20 protein-coding genes, 1 tRNA gene and 1 pseudogene are annotated in these 19,166 nt (G+C 61.0%); 8 read left to right on the top strand and 14 right to left on the bottom strand.

Annotated elements, in window-relative coordinates:
* Positions 1-64 precede the first annotated feature (64 nt).
* Complete coding sequence (locus FGL94_RS06170) at positions 65-574, top strand: hypothetical protein (RefSeq protein WP_144922207.1); 510 nt, start codon at positions 65-67, stop codon at positions 572-574.
* Between the two features lie 86 nt (positions 575-660).
* On the opposite strand, the pseudogene FGL94_RS06165 reads toward FGL94_RS06170, so the two are convergent.
* From FGL94_RS06165 to FGL94_RS06140, 6 genes and pseudogenes are all read right to left on the bottom strand, one after another.
* Positions 661-1,073 (bottom strand): annotated as a pseudogene (locus FGL94_RS06165) (winged helix-turn-helix domain-containing protein).
* A 193-nt stretch (positions 1,074-1,266) separates the two neighbouring features.
* Positions 1,267-1,896 carry a DUF7437 domain-containing protein gene (locus FGL94_RS06160; RefSeq protein ID WP_206664912.1) on the bottom strand — a complete coding sequence of 210 codons (630 nt, stop codon included), beginning with the start codon at positions 1,894-1,896 and terminating at the stop codon, positions 1,267-1,269.
* Between the two features lie 96 nt (positions 1,897-1,992).
* Positions 1,993-4,200, bottom strand: a complete 2,208-nt coding sequence (locus tag FGL94_RS06155; protein ID WP_144922205.1) for a type B DNA-directed DNA polymerase — start codon at positions 4,198-4,200, stop codon at positions 1,993-1,995.
* Positions 4,184-4,465 carry a hypothetical protein gene (locus tag FGL94_RS06150; protein WP_144922202.1) on the bottom strand — a complete coding sequence of 94 codons (282 nt, stop codon included), beginning with the start codon at positions 4,463-4,465 and terminating at the stop codon, positions 4,184-4,186. The genes FGL94_RS06155 and FGL94_RS06150 overlap by 17 nt, the downstream gene beginning before the upstream one ends.
* A complete protein-coding gene (locus FGL94_RS06145; protein ID WP_144922199.1) occupies positions 4,465-5,154 on the bottom strand; it encodes a P-loop NTPase family protein in 690 nt (229 codons plus the stop codon). The genes FGL94_RS06150 and FGL94_RS06145 overlap by 1 nt, the downstream gene beginning before the upstream one ends.
* A gap of 67 nt (positions 5,155-5,221) precedes the next feature.
* Positions 5,222-5,437: a hypothetical protein gene (locus FGL94_RS06140; RefSeq protein WP_144922196.1), complete on the bottom strand. Its 216-nt coding sequence runs from the start codon at positions 5,435-5,437 to the stop codon at positions 5,222-5,224.
* Positions 5,438-5,724: 287 nt separating this feature from the next.
* Here FGL94_RS06140 and FGL94_RS06135 point away from each other — a divergent pair, with 287 nt between their 5' ends.
* Genes FGL94_RS06135 through FGL94_RS06125 form a run of 3 tightly spaced genes read left to right on the top strand, consistent with a single transcriptional unit; the run spans position 5,725 to position 7,533 of the window.
* On the top strand, positions 5,725-6,255 hold the full coding sequence (locus FGL94_RS06135; RefSeq protein ID WP_144922193.1) for a DUF7342 family protein: 531 nt from the start codon (positions 5,725-5,727) through the stop codon (positions 6,253-6,255).
* A gap of 56 nt (positions 6,256-6,311) precedes the next feature.
* Positions 6,312-6,581, top strand: a complete 270-nt coding sequence (locus FGL94_RS06130) for a hypothetical protein (RefSeq protein ID WP_144922190.1) — start codon at positions 6,312-6,314, stop codon at positions 6,579-6,581.
* A 43-nt stretch (positions 6,582-6,624) separates the two neighbouring features.
* Positions 6,625-7,533, top strand: a complete 909-nt coding sequence (locus tag FGL94_RS06125; RefSeq protein WP_144922187.1) for an ADP-ribosylglycohydrolase family protein — start codon at positions 6,625-6,627, stop codon at positions 7,531-7,533.
* A 17-nt stretch (positions 7,534-7,550) separates the two neighbouring features.
* Here the strand turns inward: FGL94_RS06125 and FGL94_RS06120 are convergent, their stop codons facing one another.
* From FGL94_RS06120 to FGL94_RS06105, 4 genes are all read right to left on the bottom strand, one after another.
* Entirely contained in the window at positions 7,551-8,066 is a 516-nt protein-coding gene (locus FGL94_RS06120; RefSeq protein ID WP_144923714.1) for a HEPN domain-containing protein, read from the bottom strand.
* Positions 8,059-8,751 (bottom strand): nucleotidyltransferase domain-containing protein, encoded by a 693-nt coding sequence (locus FGL94_RS06115; RefSeq protein ID WP_186313342.1) that lies wholly within the window; start codon positions 8,749-8,751, stop codon positions 8,059-8,061. The genes FGL94_RS06120 and FGL94_RS06115 overlap by 8 nt, the downstream gene beginning before the upstream one ends.
* A gap of 337 nt (positions 8,752-9,088) precedes the next feature.
* Complete coding sequence (locus tag FGL94_RS06110; RefSeq protein ID WP_144922184.1) at positions 9,089-10,459, bottom strand: Eco57I restriction-modification methylase domain-containing protein; 1,371 nt, start codon at positions 10,457-10,459, stop codon at positions 9,089-9,091.
* 64 nt (positions 10,460-10,523) lie between these two features.
* Positions 10,524-11,357 carry a hypothetical protein gene (locus tag FGL94_RS06105; RefSeq protein WP_144922181.1) on the bottom strand — a complete coding sequence of 278 codons (834 nt, stop codon included), beginning with the start codon at positions 11,355-11,357 and terminating at the stop codon, positions 10,524-10,526.
* Positions 11,358-11,795: 438 nt separating this feature from the next.
* Here FGL94_RS06105 and FGL94_RS18550 point away from each other — a divergent pair, with 438 nt between their 5' ends.
* The 3 genes from FGL94_RS18550 (at position 11,796) to FGL94_RS06090 (ending at position 14,231) form a co-directional block, all read left to right on the top strand.
* Positions 11,796-12,872 carry a hypothetical protein gene (locus tag FGL94_RS18550; protein ID WP_241659137.1) on the top strand — a complete coding sequence of 359 codons (1,077 nt, stop codon included), beginning with the start codon at positions 11,796-11,798 and terminating at the stop codon, positions 12,870-12,872.
* Positions 12,869-13,417 carry a hypothetical protein gene (locus FGL94_RS06095; RefSeq protein WP_144922178.1) on the top strand — a complete coding sequence of 183 codons (549 nt, stop codon included), beginning with the start codon at positions 12,869-12,871 and terminating at the stop codon, positions 13,415-13,417. Before FGL94_RS18550 ends, FGL94_RS06095 begins: the two co-directional genes overlap by 4 nt.
* 166 nt (positions 13,418-13,583) lie before the next feature.
* On the top strand, positions 13,584-14,231 hold the full coding sequence (locus FGL94_RS06090) for a ribonuclease HI family protein (protein ID WP_144922175.1): 648 nt from the start codon (positions 13,584-13,586) through the stop codon (positions 14,229-14,231).
* A gap of 99 nt (positions 14,232-14,330) precedes the next feature.
* Here FGL94_RS06090 and FGL94_RS06085 read toward each other — a convergent pair whose 3' ends face one another.
* The gene (locus FGL94_RS06085) at positions 14,331-14,684 is read right to left on the bottom strand and encodes a hypothetical protein (protein ID WP_144922171.1); all 354 of its coding nucleotides are present in this window, start codon (positions 14,682-14,684) and stop codon (positions 14,331-14,333) included.
* A gap of 678 nt (positions 14,685-15,362) precedes the next feature.
* On the opposite strand from FGL94_RS06085, the gene FGL94_RS06080 reads away from it, so the two are divergent.
* Positions 15,363-16,475 (top strand): tyrosine-type recombinase/integrase, encoded by a 1,113-nt coding sequence (locus FGL94_RS06080; RefSeq protein WP_144922168.1) that lies wholly within the window; start codon positions 15,363-15,365, stop codon positions 16,473-16,475.
* Between the two features lie 12 nt (positions 16,476-16,487).
* Here FGL94_RS06080 and FGL94_RS06075 read toward each other — a convergent pair whose 3' ends face one another.
* The 3 genes from FGL94_RS06075 to FGL94_RS06065 form a co-directional block, all read right to left on the bottom strand.
* Positions 16,488-17,588: a tyrosine-type recombinase/integrase gene (locus FGL94_RS06075; protein WP_144922165.1), complete on the bottom strand. Its 1,101-nt coding sequence runs from the start codon at positions 17,586-17,588 to the stop codon at positions 16,488-16,490.
* Between the two features lie 244 nt (positions 17,589-17,832).
* Positions 17,833-17,907, bottom strand: a tRNA-Glu gene (locus tag FGL94_RS06070).
* A gap of 121 nt (positions 17,908-18,028) precedes the next feature.
* Positions 18,029-19,093 carry a M20/M25/M40 family metallo-hydrolase gene (locus FGL94_RS06065; protein ID WP_144922162.1) on the bottom strand — a complete coding sequence of 355 codons (1,065 nt, stop codon included), beginning with the start codon at positions 19,091-19,093 and terminating at the stop codon, positions 18,029-18,031.
* Positions 19,094-19,166: the final 73 nt, after the last annotated feature.

The following is a 19,166-nucleotide window of genomic DNA, read 5'->3' as shown; positions in this document are numbered from 1 at the left end:
TTATGTTCTAAGCTAGATACTGCGTTGTATGGTAACGTGTATCCGCTGCCGAGAAGAGCTGCCCATGGCCGAAGCGAATTACTGTGGGAATTGCGGGTTTCCGATACTCGATGAGTTAAGCGAAGAGCGTGTGAGAGAATCAGCTCAGAATGAACTGAGTGGTTTCTTGGATGGATACGATGTCCAGTCGATCCTCGATTCGATGAACGGTGAGCAAGAACCGCCAGCTGAACCCTATCAGTGGTACCTCGAAGAAGGCGTGAAGAAATCGCTCACAGACCTCGCAATCCTTCAACGGTGGGACTGGTTCGATAAAGAACCCATCTTGGGGCTCTTCTTGGAAGAAGAAGTGTTTGAAGAGGACCCGCCTGATGAGGCGATGGAAGATTTTGTTCTGTGGGCCCGAATTTCGGCGTTTCTGTACGAGGCGTTCCAACCTGCGGGGCTTGAGTTAAGTATTCGAATGGGAGCTGCCTTCGTAGAGGGACTTGACCCGTCAGAGGACATCGACGTGTCAATCACAGTCAGATCTGACGACGAAGAAGAGACGAGTTCCTCTGGTCCCGCAGCGTAGAGCGCCTGCCAGTACATCGATGACCACGCTGATCGTTCAACCGTACTAGTCAGAACACAAGTTGACGAGACCCTCGGCGATGTCTCTCAGTTCTCGGTCGAACTGTCGTACATCGCTTCGAAGTCTTTCTCGCCGCGGATCAGTTCGTCAACGCCGCTCGTGAGCGTTACCTCGCCGAGCACTGTCGCTCGGTAGTACGTCTAGAGGCCGTCTGCTTCTCGCTCGGTGTGTTGGCGTTTTTCGACGAGTTCCACGTCGCGGGTTTGTTGAGGTGATAGTGGAGGGTACTGTCGTCGATGTCGATCGCGTCCGCCAGTTCTGTGGGGCTCATGTCGCCGCTGTGGACGAGTCGGTAGAGGATTTCGTATCTGATGCGGTGCCCGACCGCTGCGTGCATCGCCAGGTACTCGTTAAGGCTGAGGGCGCTGTCCTCGGGCAGCAGGTCTTCGGGGTCCTCCGAGAACGCTGCGCCGGCGGTCTGCGAGTGATTCGTCGCCATCGTAGTGTTCCGTGCGGGGAAGAGACGCTTAGGCGTTCTCAAGCCGAAATTTCTCAAAAACATCGGCTTGTGAACATTGGCGACGGTCTTAATCTCTCATGGCTGTGGAGATCACGCGCGACCTCATTTGAGGTGTCCTTGCGTCGTTTCTTCGATACTGGGCGGGGACGGTTGGTTCCCGGCATTCAGGTTCTCACTCATCGACACGTTGGTATGGGCTTTGCTCGGTTGCCCGGTCGTGAACGTCTACGGTGAACGTAACGTCGCTAAGCGTCGGATCGAAGTCTGTCACTACGGCCACGATCCGTTCAATTGCTTGCGTGACTGCGATGGCTTCGACAGGTGGGACTCTGAGGGTGTCGGCTATACCGCGGCGGGTCGTCTCGCCCTGTAGGTAGTTGATCGTTGCCGTCACCGCGGGTGTCAGCGCCGCCTTTCCGTGACGGTCCACGTAGCGTTCGAGATCGTCATCAACGCTTGTTGCCCCGTAGACGGCGATAATGGCGGGGCCGAATTCGACCGTGGTCTCATCGGTCCACTCGCCGCTTACTGGGTCGGCACGCCAGAGTGCAGACCCGTCTTGGTATTCGTCCAGTTCTTCCGCGACGCCCAACTCCTCAAGCTTATTGGCGTACTCGTACGCGGTGCGTTCGGAGAAACCGTGACGCTCACGCGCTGCCGTGATCGTCGTCGGAGAGTTGATCAGGAGGTCCGTGTAAAACCGGGCGAGTTCCGGAGTACCCAGTAATTCCTGGACGGCGAAGAACCGGCGGGCTGTGTGGCTCCCATCCAGTGGCTGAATGGAACCCGGAGTGCCCAGCATGGCTCAGAGGTACGCGGACTACGAACTAAGCAGTTTGGTCGGACGACGATTCGGTTAGGAGCGGAGAGGTGGCGGAGCTGCTGCCTCTGGTTGAATTCAAGGTTGTGTATTGTAACTCCCGAGAGTGGTTTCGGTAGTGTCTGCGAGGTACTGGTCGATGTCTGTGCGGTCCCAGCCGACACACGAGACGATGCTTTCGACGGCGCGGATCGCGGCGTCTTCGTACCAGTCAGCATCGTACGACTCGCTGTCTTCGAACGGGAGGCGGACGCGGTCGATGCCGCGTCCGTCGGCGTTGACGACGATGTAGCGGACGGTTTGCCCTGGGGCGAGGCTTGACCCGTGGTGTTGGGTGCGGCGGAGTGCGGCGACGGTGAGTGTTTCCTGCGTGTACGCGTCCGCCCGTTTGGAGACGCGGTTGGCGACGATGAGGTCGTCCGTTGCGACGTCGCCGCGGCGTAGTGCGGTGAGGTGCCGGTGGAGCACGTCGCACACGGCGTCAGGTGACCGCGTGGCGTCGAACACGCGGAGCGCGTCTTCCTGGACGGTACTCACCCACGGCGGGGTGTTTCGCTGCCGGGTTTCGATGCCACGCGTTTTGATCGCGTCACCGAGCTCGCCAGTGGACGGTGTGGTTTCGACGCGTCGTTTTCCGAAGTATCGGGTGAGTGCGCCGCTGTCGCCGTTCCGCATCGGGCAGAACGCGACCCAGTCGAACGCGGACTCATATTCTAACGCGATCCCGGTGTCTGCGGAGATCTCTGCGGCGACGGTTTCGAGCGGGCGTTGGTCACGGTCCGGGGCCGGGGTGACCCAGATGGAATCGACGATGCCGTGGAGCACTTGCCACCCGACGGCTTCGAGCGCGGTTTTCGCATCGAGGAGGATGTCGCGGGCGAACGCGTTGATCGCTTCGTGACATTCGATGCGGCCGAACTTCGCGTTCGAGAAGCCTTGGTACCCGAAACACGAGACGAGAATCCATTTGATCGCTGCCGACGCTGATTCGAGCCGGTCGCGTTCGGCGTCGTCGGTCGTTTCCTCGATCTGGTCTTTGATCCGGCTGCGCGCGTCGATGAGCGGGCCGAGCACCGTCGGGAGGTACCCATCAGCGTCGCAAATCGAGTACCCCAGGCCGGGAACGTCGTCGGTGTCGCAGCACCCGCATCGAACGGTTTCCGGGGAGATGTTGCGTGTGCGAATGATGTTCGGGTACAGGGACGCAAAGTCCAGTTCGTGGACGTTCTCGTGAACGCCGACTGCGGGGGCGAACGTGGTGCCACCGCGGTCGGCGGCGTCCAGCGTGGCTGCGGGTTTGAAGAGTTCCGGTCGCCACGCTTGCCACGGGACGAGGACGTCACGGTCGCGGGCGGCGCGGATCTGCATGGCGGTGAGGACGCGTCCGATCGACGCCCACCCGAGTTCTTCGAGCGGGAGTCCGGCGCGGTTCACGAGATCGAGGCAGCCGGGTAGCCCAGCTTCGTGGTAGAAGAACGTGTTCGACTCGTCGATCACGACGCGGCCGGGGAGTGTGTACCGGGCCGGGGAATGCCCGACTTGCCCATAGCTCGTGTACGTGGATTCCCCGGCGAGTTTCGTGTACCCGGGCTCGCGGCCGAGTTCGAAACCAGATACGTCGTGCGTGTCGGCGGCGTCGAACAGCAGCGGGATGAGGTCCGCTGTGGACACGACGATGACGTCGGGATCTCGTTCGCGGACGGCACGGTCAACGGCGGTGACTGCAGCTTCGGGTGTCTGCCCGGCAGCGTCACCGTCGATCGTGAGGTGCGTCAGGGCGTCAGGCCCTGATTTGTGTGGTGGGATCGAGAGGGAGAGTGTGCGGAGTGGCCGGACAGACTGGTCGGGGCTCGCCGGCGTCCCGGTTTCGAGGCAGTACCGGAACTGCCGCGTCAGATCGACGTTGTAACACGTGTACTCGGCCGGTCTGTTGAACTGCTGGACGCGTTGTGCGATTTGCCGCACCGCGTCCACGCTGGCCGCATCGATTCGGAGGAGCGGCCGCGGTGCCGTTCGAAACGTCTGCCGGTAAGATTCACATCCCGTGTTGGCGACAGCGTCCTGCCCGGTGAGGAACGCTTGGAGTTCAGTGAGCGAGTCGGACAGTCCATCACGGTCCGGTGGTGTCGGGGTCGGGCCGCCGCGCCGCCCGTACAGATCACGAGCTGCGTCGCCGACGAACAGCGTCGGCGTGTACCCTTCATGGACTGTGCGGGTGACGCCGTCATCGGTGAGTGACCAGCGAACGACGTCACCAGCAGAGTGGAAATCAACGGTCAGCACCATCGGGACTGGTGGAGCCTTCGAGGTCGGTGATGCGAGCTTCGAGCTCGTCGATCCGGCGTTCCTGTTCGATGGCGATGCTCACCAGCAGAGGTGCGAACCGGTCTTCGTGATTCAACATCCCGGCCGCATCAGCGTGGTTGCGGGCGTACACGAACAACTGGTCAAATCGCGGTTGATCGCGGCGGCGCAGCGTCCGGCGGTACGGGCCCCAGCGGTCCTCGATCGCGCGCAGCGTGTCACGGTACGTCGGGTTGGTCCGGCCCATCAGACGACTCCCGACGTCGCCTCTTCACCCACGACCGGGGCGTCATGCATCCGTGCTCGGTGAGTGAGGACCTCTTGCCAGTACGCGAGCGTCGTCTGCACCCACCCGTCGCCGAGGTGATACACGAGCGTATCAACGTCTCCGGTCGCGTCGGTGAATCGCGGTCCGAACTGCGTGTCCTCACACCGAAGGTGTGTCTGCGCCGCGTTCACGAGCGGTTGCGTGAACTCGTCGGCACGCGACCGCGTCACGATGACGGGGACGTCGTGGACACGCCCGACGCGAGCGAGTGCGGCGATTGACCGGACCAACAGGTCCTGCGCGTGGGTTGCCGGTACGTCGGTGTCTCGATACAACCGGTCGATCCCGGTCGCAACCACGACGCTTGGGGCCGTGACGTGCTCACCGGTGAGCCGGTCAAGCAGCGACGTTTGTTGATACGCGGTGAACCCGCGAGCGACGTGCACCCGGTGAAGGTACCGCCGATCGGGAGCGAGTTCACGAAGCCGTGTGGTCTGTGCCGTGCCGGCCGCGTCAACCCAGTACGCGTCGCCGTCCCCGGCGAAGATGGAGTCAAGCAGCAAGGACTGGACTGGCGTTACGCCGAGATCCGAACCCACGTCCACGAGCGTGAGTCCGGCATCCAGTTCCGGTAACTCAACGCGTGGCTGTCGTTGAGACGTGTTCATACTCGTTACCTGCCACGTGATAGTCAAAGGCGTGAGCCATACACGCGGAGTGAAACTGGAAGTGGAATTACCGGTCTCTGAATTTCACCGTGTGACCGTTGTTGCGAAGTGCTTCAACGAGCTCGTCATCGGGCTCGATTCTGAATTCGTGGAACGAGTTGGTCGGGCTGTCTGTCTTGTACAGCTCTGAGTCGATATTCTCTGGAATCTCGTTCTGATGGGTGTCTTCTTGAACAACAACTGGCTGGCTAGGCACTTGGTTGGAACCACTATTTTCTGCCATCTAGATATCTCACGTTACGACCACTCGGCTGTTTGTATTCCGATTCCAGGTTCGTTTGAGACGGCTGTTTGCGTTGTGGAGTTTGCTGACACTCACTCCCAGTGTACTGCGATGGGTGGAACTCTGACGAGCACTAACTGCCTACCGGTGGTGGTGCTGGATTACTCAGTGAATCGAGTTTGTCTCGCACTCGCCGTATTCCGTCTTCGACGTTGATTGCTAGCGACGGTACCGTCGGAACGAATTTTTGAAATGGGAATTATGCCTGTTGAGCCGTAATAACGGGTGTGCCCGATCCAAGCGGTTCCGATGGGCCGCCACCGTTTGAGGATGCCGTCGCCAGTGACGACGTTGAACAACGCGTCTACGGTACGATCCTACAGGCTCGTGAGCCGACATCGGTGGAAGCGATCGCTGATGCCGCCGACTGTGATCCGGAGACCGCACGGAAGTTCCTGACTTGGTTCACCGAGTTACGGATCGTCACCCGTCACGACGGACCGCAAGTCACGTACGCACGGAATGACGCGTATTTCGACTGGCGGCGCGTCAATGAACTGGCGGCGACTAACTCCGATGCGGAGCTACGGGACCGTATACAGGATCTAACGGCGCGGATCGTTGAGTACGAGGAGCGATACGACGCTGGGTCACCTGCCGCAGTCGATGCCGTCGCCGTTACGGAGACGAGTGAGCGGTCGATCGACGAGGTACGCGTCGATCTCGGTGACTGGGCGACCGCGCGTGAACAACGGGGGCAGTGTGAACGCGCCCTACAGCAAGTCACCGACGGCGACGACGGGGCTGAGTCCGGGTAACGGAAGTTGAGGAAGCGACGCACGAACCAGATACCCTACCAACAACGTGACTCCTAATGACTGAGACGCTCGCTGACGAGTATCCGGAAGCTGCCCCGTACATCCAGAAAGCCGTCGACGAGCACGGCGAAGACTGGGTGTTAGAGAACTACTACGAGCAACTCTATCCGCTCAGACAGGTGATGGCAATGCCGGAAAAAGAGGAGCTCCCGTTCTACGATGCGGACGAACACGAGACGATGACGGAGGCGGAACGAGTGGAGATGTATCAAGCGTGGGCCGCGTACCGGGAGAATCTCCGTACCGGATCGAAACCCGACGAGTGACGACCACCCTACACTTTTCTCGGACGTCATCGTTGAGTTGTGTATGAATCCGGATCGTGCCCGTGGAGTCATGCTCGGGTTGGCGTGTGGGGATGCGCTTGGCCGACCGGTCGAATTCCAGTCTGCGCCCGCGATCCAGCGTGAACACGGGCGGCTTGACGAGATGATCGGGCACGGGACGTGGAATCAGCCCGCCGGGACGATCACGGACGACACCGAGCAGGCGCTGTGCATCGCGCGAAGCCTCGTCGAACAGCAAGGGTTCGATCCAGCGGACGTTGCTGAGCGGTTCGTCGCGTGGTTCGATAGCGGTCCGTTCGACATTGGAGGGATGACGAGGCGGTCGCTCGACCGTCTCAAGCATGGCGACGCGTGGGACGAGGCGGGACAGCACGTGTGGGAGCAGAGCCGAGAAGGGCAGAACGCAGGGAATGGGAGTGTGATGCGGTGTGCGCCGCTCGCCGTCCCCTACGCCACCGACTGGGGCCGACTCGCCGAAATCAGTCGGCAGTCATCGCAGATCACGCACGCCGACCCGCGGTGTATGGACGGCTGTGCGGTCCTGAATCTCACGGTGGCAGGCCTTCTTGAAGGTGCAGACACGCCGTTGCAGGACGCGCTTGACTACATCAGTGCAGACGCGCCTGGCGAGCTCGTAGCGGCGCTCGAACCACTCGCTCGTGGCGACACGCCTGCCGCGTTGGAAACGTCAGGGTACGTCGTATATTCGCTACAGACGGCGCTCCATGACGGACTATTCGCGGAGAGCGCCGAAGAAGCGATTGCGACGGCGGTGAGTCGTGGCGGAGATTCCGATACGATCGGAGCGATTGCGGGTGCAGTCGCAGGTGCGCGATTTGGAGCATCTACCCTTCCGGACCGGTGGCTTGCTGCTATCGATGAAGTGGACGAACTCGAATCACTGGCGACACAGCTTGTGAAAGTACAGTGAATTCTGGTGCGAGATTGTTAGTCGATATTGTTGCAGACGCAAACACCGCCTTCTCTGATTTGGTTTGTAACGTACTCGTGGACGCTCTCAGCGAGTTGTTGCATCGTTTCTGCTTGTTGTTCTGTGGGTCGGCGGCCGCCGTAGTAACTATCGGTGCGGTTGGTATCGTACAGTCGCCGGAGCTCTCGCGTGGTCGTGTCAGAGAGCAAGCCGAGTTCGGTCGCTCGGTCGTAGCACGTGGTATGATCGTGGAAGTCATTGAGCTCGTCCCCGCCTTCGGCGAGCGCGTAGGCTTCGACGGACCGTTCGGTCGCACCGAAGCACAACTCAATCGCAGCGGTGTAGAACCCTTGCCTAGAAATGTGTTCGATAGCGGCCAACAACCGGCACGCTTTCGTCAATTGGGTTTTCCACTCGGCGTCTGAATCGATCTCGTCCTCACGCGTGGGGATGCCGTATCCTTCTTCGTTGAACGCATCGATCGCCGCTGCAAGCGCGTCCGTGATGGCCTGTGGGTCAGCGTCTCTACTCATCGAGGTCACCATGGAACACCATCCCTCGAACTGTTTCGAACTTATCCGTGTCGTGGAGGACAATGCCGTCGCTGAGTATCTCTTGGAGGTTCTCAGTGTAGTTCGGAATGGCTGGCAGGGCTTCGACGTCGATCTCGTACGCGTAGCGACCCGTGTCGAACTCTTGTGCTTCGAGGTCTTGCCGAATTGTGTTCGCGGTTCGCTGATTCGCCATGCGGTCTTCTGTCACGAGCACCCAGAGGTCAATGTCACTCCGCCGGTCGGCGGTCCCGCGCGCAACACTCCCGTACAGAACGACGCCGATGACGCCGTCTAACTGGTCACGTACTTGTTCGAGAGCAGTGCGGACTGGCGCGTGAAACTCGGCTTGAGGAATTTCGAGTAACGGGTCGCCGGGGCGAGACAACCGTCCCCGGTTGATCTGGGTTAATCGGGCGTTCCCGTCCCGTCGATCGGTGACAAGGTCGTTAGCGACGAGCGTGTCAACCGCCTTTGTGATCGTTGGGCGAGAGTAGTCCACCGCGTCAGCCAATTCCGTGATAGAGAACTCATCTTCGTGATATCGAGATAAGAAAGAAAGCACATCGTGAACGGCCTGGCTTTTAAACAGACCCGTCTCTTGCGCGGGAATATCAAGCAAGATGCTCGCGCCAGCGCCAGTATCAGTGTTCGGTTCAGTTTTCACAAAGAACAATTCGTTACTCTATTCACTTAAAGTTCATATAAAATCTGGTCACTCATTTATATCACACCAAGGAAAGCCCATCCCAGAATAGAGTCATGAGTCTCAACTGTTACAATCATAAAACGCAATATGGTCATGCTGGCAGCCACCGCTCCTGATTCAGGGTCTGGCGGTCCCGCGTGCGTTCCTCAGGAAGTGTCGATTGGTGTCCGTTCCCTTCGCAACGCACATCGAGAGACGCAGTAAGATCCGCCCTGAAAGTCCTCCTATACCGACAGGACCTAAGCCTTCGTCACTAATTTGAGCACCGGGAGTGGGATTTGTCGCGTACAGTTAGTTACGCCGGCCGCATTTCTTCGATGGCCCGGTGAACCAGCGTGTCGATGGTGTCGATGATCTGGTCGTGTGAGTCGCTGCTTCGATCGGTTCCACGTAGGGAGTCGAACGCGTCGGCGAGGCTCTGGACGAGGTTTTCGGGCAGGCGTGACGGGTCGATGACCGGGAGTTGTTCGGCAGCCCTGACGCTGATTTTCATCATCCCGCCGCTTCGGATGCGACCGTATCGTCGAAGCACGTCTCCCATGACACCGCTGTTCAAGTACGCGAGCACGGCGTTTCGCTCAGCGCCTGTCAGTCCGAGTTCGACCTCGTAGAAGTTATTCACGACTCGAAGCGCGGCTTCGTTCACGATGAACCGCAACTGGTCCTGGCTGGCGTTCGTCAACAGGATCGGCGCCGGAGCGTGTCTCGACGGCCGGAACCAGTGCTGTCGCTCCGTGCATGAGCTATTGGATAGATCGTACTCTCGGCTGTTGTCTCGCAGGTACCGTAGGAGGTTGTCGTGCGGAGTATCGACGGCGTCTCCCGTGAGGGTTCCGTCGTCGTACTGTTCGATGAACGCCTCGTTGCTGGCGGGGAGCACGGGGAGGTCCTCAGGGTCAAGAAGCCACACTTCCGTACCGGCCTCGCGCGCCGTTACCCAGTCGGCCTCCCGCACCTCGTACCCTGGCACGTCTTCCGGGTGACGGGCTACGCGTGACAGGTGCTGCGTGCTGATTCCGTACTGCTCGACAGTACCTGCGGTCAAGCAGAACGCACCGGCTTCCCCGGCTGGGGGTGCCACGTGAACCGCCCCGAGCTTCGATAGCGATGGGAGGTGGCCCGTGTCAATGCCGACCGGATCGAACTGCGCCTGCCAGTTGAGTTCCGGATTGAGCGCCGCCTGCGCGACGGTGGTGACTTCGCCCCAGTCCGTTACCCCGGTGGCCGTGCTACACATCGCAGCTCGAACCGAAGTGAAGTCTCGATCATCGACGGTGACGAACCGAGTTTTGCTTCCAGGGGCCGGATCACCGTCCGCTTCGAGTAACACGAACACGGCTGCCGTGTCCGCGTCGGCGAACAGCGAGCCCCCGTCAGGATCCACTCGAATCAGCGCGTTGATGTCGAAGTTCTGCTTCAGGAACCGCTTGAGTGCGATTCCGTACTGCGTCCCGAGGAACGCTTGCGGAACCAGAAACGCCGCTCTGTCACCGTCATCGAGGAATTCCGCTGCGTGAATCATGAAGTAGACGTACAGCGGCGACTGCTTGCTGATGTCAGCGCCGGCTTCCGCTTCCGCTTGATCGTTCCACTGCGTTTTCTCCGGCTCCGTCAACAGGCGAATGTGCGCGTACGGCGGGTTACACACCATTCCATCGACGCTCACCGGCAGGTCGTCAGCTTCGGTGTCAAGGTAGTCACCTCGCAGTACGGTGTGTGGTTGGTGAGCGCTAACGCTGTCGTTCCGAGGAGCACGGACAGCGGGCTCCGGTCGATCCCGATGACTTCGGCGGGTTCGTCGCAGACCTGCCACGAGGGGTGTAACGGTGTGGACAACGCACCGGCCCGATGCCGGCGTCAAGCACGGTATCGCCGTCGCCGCCAGCCCAGACCCGCATGGCGCGGCCAGCCCATCGAGGGGCGCGGAACTGGCTGAGCGTTTGCCGATCGGTACTCGTGACGATAGCGGCGTACAGCCGTCCGAGGTCTTCGGACGGGCACGTTGACTCCTGGAGCGTGTGTCGTGCGCGAATCACTGGGGCGAGTGCCGCGTCGGCGGCGAGCCACGCGACGTCATCGAGGACACACCAGCCCGGTGCCGAGTTCGTCGTGTTCGACGCAGCCGCGCGAAACGCCTCCTCTGCGTTCTCAAGCGGCAACTCTTCGTCGTGATTAGGCTCATACAACGTCGCTCGCAACAGGACAGCGAGCGCAGCCTGTTCCGTAACGGGCGTCTTCATGACGTCGTCGTCGAAGTCACGCTCAACAGCCCACGTCTCGGCTCGTGAACGGAGCTCCGCAGACGCATCTGCGGTGAACGCCTCCGCGAACGACTCCGCCGCGTCCGTAAGCGTCTCTTCGAGCGCCTCGATGTCGGCATGAACCTCCAGGGGCGGTATCGGGTCGTCCGGACTGCCCTCGTCGAGTTCCGGCGGAGTCGTGCTGATCGGCGCGCGCGGACCTGTAACTCCGACCGTCGAATCGAACTGAGCGGGTGCTGGAGACGCGTAATGCGTCGATGAATCGGTTCTCGTGAACGCCGTCGTGGAAATGCGGTCTGGCATTTCCCTAACTACTTAGCTTGAACCACCGACTTTTGAAGACTTGCCTTAGAACTCTCACCGGGATACCGGGAAACCCACGGTGCCGTGGCGGATCGACGTGAAAACGCGTGTACGAAGTGATTTCCGGCCACCCCGGTCCGAGCGAAGTACACCGCAAAAAATTGAATTCCGCAGCTTCAGTCCCAGCAAATTCCGCTGTAACCCGCTTACCTCGTAATGTGTGCCGGCGACCCAGTACCGAGTTCTGTACATTCCATGTTCCAGCACTCATGACCCGACGAACACACTCGCCACCGGATCCTCTCGCTCTCATGTGGCATCTGTCCGCCCGAGCATGTGCAAGGTTCGAATAAGAAGTGTGCACAGTGTGGCGTTCGTCGGTGTATCGGCGTGGTCGCCTGCCAAGCAGTTATATAATTTAGGTGAGTCGGTCTGGGCGTGACTGTTGACGTGGAACCGGATGACTGGGCGCGCCTCGATCCGTGGGTTGACGCGTATCTGGACGCCGGGAGCGGTGTAAGTGCGTACGGCTCCGATCGGCAGCGAGTGCTGCGTGACACGGAACGAGAGTGGGAGGCTATCGACGCACTGACGCAGACGGGTGAGGAACCGGCGTCGTCAGTGGTGTGCAGTGCCGCGTTGCAGGTGACGAATCCAGGTGGAGTGACTCAGTGGTGGGGTGACTTGGATCCGTGGTGGGAGACATTCACTGCGACGGGTCACCAGACAGCAGTTGAAGTCGGTGAGTTACTCGACCGGTCGAACGAGTTGTGGGCGGCATCGGACGCACCGTTCGAAACGGATCCACTTGCCGCGGATATCTCGGGTTCACAAGGGTTCAGAGGGCCGTTACGACCGAACGGTGAATTAGACTGGTCGCAGTGGCTCGCGCAGCTACTGCAACCGTCTGCGGCGCTGGTCAGTGAGTTATTTGATGAGTCGATCGAAGCGCCGCCTGACGAGGTGCGCCGTGAGGTTCAGCTCCCGAAACAGAACGGCGGGTGGCGTCAAGCGGATATTTTGGTCCGGCATCCCGAGTACGGTGTGTCGATCGAGGTGAAGCTCGGCGACGAGAACTATCGGAAAACTCCGGAGACGGCATCCCTCATCGAACGACATTTCGACGATGTGCAGTGGGACCACGTGCTGCTGTTACCGAAGCGGCAGCGTGGGCGTCTTGAGACAATCGTGTCACCGCCTATTGAGGCGTCAGCGGACGGGAGACGGGAGGTTAAGTGGGACGACCCGGGTCCGATTACTGTCCTGTACTGGCTGGATATCGCGGCAGCGGTTCGGTCGGTACTACGGCGAGGGGATATCGTTGACGACCACTGGGCGGCCAACGCGTATCTCTTCTGTGCGGCAATCGAACAGTACGTCGCAGGCTTCCAACCGCAACCGATGATCGAGAGAATGGTCGATCCCGCAGGTGTTGTTGAGACGGTGCGGCCGATCGCCGTCTCGGGTACACTTGACGAACAGTTAACGTATCTCCGGGCGAGAGTCAGCGTATGACCGATGAGTTTCTGACCGAGGGGCTGCAGTCGGATCGGTACTTGAAAGCGATTCAGTTGATCTCGCAGTTCGAAGACGAAATTGAGGCGCGGCTCCGCGTGTTCGATCAGGCACTGGTCGATGAACAACCTCAGCTGTTCGATTCAGAGACGAATATCAACGTAAAGACAAATCAAAACTCCGGATCGGCACTTGCGATCCACCGCCTCAACCACGAAATGGAGGGTCCGAGTGCCCCGGTGGATCGGACGCAGCGACTGAATGTGCACCTGTATTGGATGCCGCCGACGGAGTATGATCGCACGGACGTTGACGGCGCGCTTCGAGCCTTCGGGTACAAAGTCAAAGGCGCTCCCGAAGACGTAGACCAGGAGATTGTTGATCGCACCCAAGAGGGCGACTGGTCGCTTTCAACCGCGAGTAATCCGTTCGACTCGAACACGGTGTTCTACAAACACATCGGGTCAGTCGATGACCTGGAAGCGGCGCAGGCAGACCTCGTGGATCACTTTGCGGCGTTCGGCGAGAAATACGGGAGAGAGTGAGTGTAACGGTTCGTGTTGGGCGATTCGCGTTATTCTGCGTCGCGTCTGGTGTGTATTCCAGACTTCAGCATTGGACGGTCGGGACCCGCGTGTTTTTGCCCCGTTCTACCTAGTGTGAGTGTGAGGATGGACTGGCAAGATCGGTGGAGGGGGATCGACAGGTAAGATGGATCGCTTACCGACGGCGACGCTGTCGCCGCTTGCCAGTCGGGTCGATGAGGTGCTCACAGTGTACGACTACGAGATTCGGGCTGCGATCGACGCGATCGATGCGGCCGTCTCCGGATTCGGTGGGTTGTTTGATCCGGAGACGACTGACGGTGAGATTCGAACGGCGATCGATGAGATACTCGCTAGGGATCCGCCGTCCACAGGAGAACGACGCCGTGAGATTGACGGGAGTGACGTTGTGCTGTACGTTGATGGGGGTTCGCGTGGGAATCCCGGGCCGGCCGGTGCGGGCGCTGTTCTCCGAGCTGACGGTGAGCCGTTTGCGGAGTTGGGGCGGCCGGTCGGCTCGAGAGCGGAGAACAACACCGCGGAGTACGCGGCGCTTCACCTCGGGCTGGAGGCGCTCGCTTCGCGGTGTGATCCGGGCACGGTGGAGATCCGTATCGATTCGATGACGGTGATTAACGATATCTGGGGGGACGGTGACGGTGTTGCTGCGGCGGCACCGTATCGCCCGGCGATCCTGGATCACCTGTCCGCGCTGCCAGCGTGTGAGTGGACGCATCTCGCCGATCACGAACCGAATCCGGCCGACGCGCGGGCCGCGGTCGGAGCCGATATCGCCGCGCTCGGCCCGGGATGACAGGGAGACACTCTCCCGTCGCACATTCGGCACTCGCGCGTGATGAAAGCGCAGTCTGCAGAGAAGCGGTTATCTCGCCTGCGATGCTGCTGTCGGTGTTTACGGCTGCGACTCGCTGCTCTCGGGCGAAATGCTGTCGGCCGTTTCGTCTGGACCTTCGAGCTGGACGGTGTGGCGCGTGTGGCGTGCGTGGGTGGTCGCCCAGCGTCGGGCCGGGCGTTCTGAAAGGAACTGCTCGCCGTCCGGACAGTGCTGGCACCGAACGGTCCACGGGGTCACGTCGTCCGGGTAGTGACCGGTGTGCCGTTCGTGATCGAGCGCGAACTGTTCGACCGCGCGGTTCCCGGCGTGGAGGTCGTCCAGTTCGTGGTCAAGCTCCCACTCGCGGCCACACCGGGTACAGGAGACGGTTGGGACACCGGTATTGTCGGGAGCGAACGCGTCGTCAGTCACGGTTTCGTGTTGGGCTCTACGTACTTGAACGCCGGACACGTCTTTATTGCAGTGCGGTCAGACTGATCGCGCCGCGACGGAGCGAGCCCAGAACGGTGTCACTGTGGAAGTATGCCGCGTGGTGGATTCGATAGTGAATCGTGTGTGTTCGACACCTTCGATGAGAACACCCGATCCTCTGACGGCGGACGTGTCACCATCGATAGCAAGTGAGAATCGTGATTCGGCACGGTCTGAACAACGGAATCTTAGTTAGTCGCTGACCGGAGCCGATCGCGGTTCGAGAACCAACTTCCGTCCCGTGATTACGTAGATTTCGTTGCAAGCGAACCGGGTCCGAGAGGCGTGTTTTCGATGCGCGGTCGTTACGCGGATGGGTTCCGATTGCGGGAGCGGGGTTCTCGTCATCCTCTGATAGAACCCCTAAGGAGGAGGAAAACGGTCTTTTCTCTGTATGCTGTGTGTGGATGTTTCTTTTCTAGGGGAAAGTTCTGACCGCCGCTGAGGCAGAGATTTATTTTAAATAGGATCTTATGCCGGTGCAGTTGAGCTAAATGATGATTTCGCACCGGGACGTAGAATCGTGGAGACGCGGGCCGTATCTATCCCTATCCTGTGCCCCGTCGGAAGACCAGCGCAATTCGACCCGAGTCGTGGTCGCGCCCACGGAGGTGAGCGATGAGTAGCTCGGACGACAGTGAGAGCCGAATCCTATCGGATCACCAGTTCAAGCCGCTCAACGCCCGCCAACGGGAGATGTACCGCGCGAAGCTAACCCGCTTTGCAACGTATCTGGAGACCGAAGGGAAAGACCCGAAGAGAGAACTCGGTTACAGCAACGTCACTCAACGCATCTCACGGCTCCACCGAGCGGTGAAGTGGGTCTGGGACAACGAGACGGTGACGACGGAACTCACGACGGGAGCCGCCGACGCAGTCAACGAAGCCCTAGTCGAAGACCGGCTCCGCCGCCTCGACGGCAAGCGGTACGCGCCAGGCAGCAAACGGAAAATCAACGACGTGTTGCGGAACTGGTTCGCATTCTGCGATACCGAGTGGGAGCCCGAACACACGTTCACCGACGAACGGAGCGAAAACCACGCCGACCCGTTTCAGAAGGACGAACTCCGGCAGTTGTGGCAAGCCGCGCTCGAATACAAGAGCGTTCCCAGCTACAACAACCTCACTCCGGAGGACCGGGACCGGTGGAAGACCCACATCGCGCAAGAACTCGGCAAACCGAAAGACGAGGTCCGGCCCAGCGACTGGGACGAACTCAACCACGACTGGAAGATCCCGTCACTCGTTCGAACCACGCGCGAAGCCGGGTGGCGGCCGGCCCTCATCGAGCGGCTGAAAGTCGGATGGTACGACCCGGAGGACCAAGCGATTCACATTCCGGCCGGCGAGGCACCGAAGAACGACTCGTCGTGGACCCAGGAACTCTCGGCCGAGGCGGCGAACGCCTTCGAGAACTGGCTCGACCAGCGGTCGAACATGGAGCTGTACGACGGGCGTGACGAGGTGTGGCTCACCCGGAAAGGCAACCCGTACGGGTCAGGGACGCTGAACGATTTACTCGATAACCTCATGGAGGACGCGGGGATCAACCAGCGCGGCCGCAAGTTGGTGTGGTACTCGTTCCGGCACAGCGTCGGCACGTACGTCTATCACGAGTACACGGATCTGCGGGTCGTGGCGGATGCGCTCCGGCAGAACAGTCTCGCCGCCGCGGATCGTTACATCCACCCGCTTCCCGAGCGGAAACAGGAAGTGGCGGAACTAATGTGACGGGGAACCGGTCTACCCCATTCTGTCTAACGCGTCTCGCCGGTCTTCGACCGGTGTCTGATCGTACTTCATGGTCGTTTCCGGTGACTTGTGACGGAGCTGGGCCTGCGCCGCCGCGAGGTCTTCTTCTCTCGTCATGTAGGTCCCGACGGAGTGTCTGATCGCGTACCAGCTCATCTGTCGGTTCGCGGTCTCGATGCCGGCGATGTCACACAGGCGATGCAGCAGGTAGCGGAGCGAAGAGACGTCCCACGAATTCTTTTTCCGTGTCAGCCAAATCGCGTCGGTGTCGTCGTACGCTGGATACGCGCGTCGCTCCGCACACCAGTTCTGGAGGATCTCCGCCGTTCGATCGCTGAGGCCGACTCGCCAGTGATCGGTGTTTTTCGCGCTGTCTTCCTTCGGAATGCGAAGGAGACTGTTGTCGGTGTCGATCCAGTCCATCGTTGACCGGTTGACCTCGGTCGGTCGGAGCCCGGCGTCTAGACTGACCCACACCAGCGACGGGATCTTCCAGCCGTTAGCGCGGTCCCAGTCGTCGGGGGTCACGTCCGATTTCGGCTTTTCGAACCGCTGAGAGAGGTAGCGTTTCCACCGCTCGCGCTCGGTCGGAGTCAAGTTGTTGTAACTGGGCACCGATCCGTATTCGAGCGCCGCGTTGCGGACGGCCTTCCGCTCGTCTTTCGTCAGAAAGTCCCGCGGGTTCGAGCTGTTGTCCGCCGAGAACGTGATGTCGGGCTCCCACTGTCCGGAGCCGCGTTCGTGGTGAAGCCACTTGTAGAGCATCTTCAGCGACTTCTGGCAGTTCACCTTGTGCGTGGCGCTCACGTCCCGATGTGCGAGGTGGTCCATCCACCCGTCCGCGTGGTCGTGCATGAGGTTGACCGTGTAGCCGCCCTCTTGCTCCCACACCCATCGGTAGAACCGGTCGATGCGATACGACCGCGGTTTGACTGTTCCCTTCGCGTACCCCTCGGCTTTCTCCGGCTCCTTCCCGTAGGTGAGCAGCCACCGGAGACACTCCTCGCGTTCGGAGCGGTAATCCAGCAACTGCCGCTCGTTCAGATACGATTCGGACGGCTCGGTGACGACCGGGTAATCGTCAAGGTCCATCTGCCCCCTCCAGAGACCGAGCCTCCCGGTGAGTGGATGGCACTTCGCCCGCTAACCAAATACCCGAATCGCACGACAGCAACGGGGAGAGGACCGCGTCCTGCGAACCCGATAGGTATCGCAAACCGGGGAATCGCATGACTGCACGGTTGTGTGTGAATCCTTCGAACTTACGTGGTCTGCGCGTTGAGTCGAACATACGTGACAGCGCAGGCTAAAACCACAAGACGGCGGGAGGAAAGGATGCTCCGGCTGGGATTCGAACCCAGGTCATTGCCGTGAGAGGGCAATATGATTGGCCGGACTACACCACCAGAGCGCACGTCCGTTCGACGCAATTACCGGTATGGCAGGATATTGTAAAACAGTTCCGTTTCGACCCTTCCATGCCCCGGTTTACCGTGCCTAACTGCTCCACTATCGTCGGTGAATCGCGTCGCTCACACGTCGACAGTGAAGGGCGCGGCGTCGCTCGCGCCGTCCGCAATCGCGGCGAGGAGGTCGGCGACCGCGTCGAGGTCGCCGGTGTCGACCACCTCGACCGGCGTGTGCATGTAGCGGTTCGGGATCGAGACGTTGAGCGACGGGACCCCGCCTCGGGACGTGTAAAAGGCGTCGGCGTCGGTGCCGGTCCGGGAGCCCGCCGCCTGCAGCTGCACGTCGACGTCGTCGTCGGCCGCGGCGTCGCGTGCGAGTTCGACGAGGACTGGGTGATTCGCGCTGCCGCGGGCGATCACGGGGCCGGCGCCGAGCTCGACCGGCCCCCGGTGTTCGCCGTCGACGTCGGGGTTGTCGGTGGCGTGGGTGACGTCGACGGCGACGAACGCGTCCACCGCGTCGAGATCGACGCCGACCATCTGCGCCCCTTTAAGCCCGACCTCCTCCTGTACCGTGGAGACGGCGTAGACGGTGGCGTCGGCGTCGCGTTCGGCGGCGCGCCGGAGCCCCTCGGCGGCCGCCCACGTGCCGGTCCGGTTGTCGATCCCGCGGGCGGCGATCCGGTCGCCGACGAGCTCTTCCACCTCGGTCGAGAAGGTGACGGGGTCACCGATCTCGACGTGCTCGCGGGCCTCCTCGGCGTCGGCCGCGCCGATGTCGACGAACTGGCCGGCTATCTCCTCGTACTCGTCCTCCGAGGGGTCGCGCAGGTGGATCGCGGTCTGGCCGATCACGCCCTGCACGGGCTCGTCGGCGTGAACGGTGACGTGCTGGCCCTTCGAGACGGTGCGATCGGAGCCACCGATCCGGCTGATCCGGAGGAAGCCGTCGTCGAGCACGTCGCGGACGATGAAGCCGATCTCGTCGGCGTGGCCCGTCAGCGCGATGGTCGGCGCGTCGGGATCGCCCTCGTGGACGGCGACGGCGTTGCCGTAGGCGTCGACGGAGACCTCGTCGGCGAAGCCGCGGACGTAGTCGGTCCAGACCCGCTGGCTCGGCGTCTCGAAGCCGGAGGGGCTGGCGGTCGCGAGCAGGTCGTCGAGGAACGCCCTCTGTGAGTCGCGCATACGCTGGCTGATCCGGCGGCCGGCAAGAAACCGCCGATACGGTCGGCGGGGCGGTAACGAACGGTGGCGGGTC

It is taken from the genome of Halorubrum salsamenti (genome assembly GCF_007671685.1).
GTDB lineage: Archaea > Halobacteriota > Halobacteria > Halobacteriales > Haloferacaceae > Halorubrum > Halorubrum salsamenti.
The sequence above is the reverse complement of the archived record's forward strand: the minus strand, read 5'-3'. Positions and strand labels throughout refer to the sequence as shown.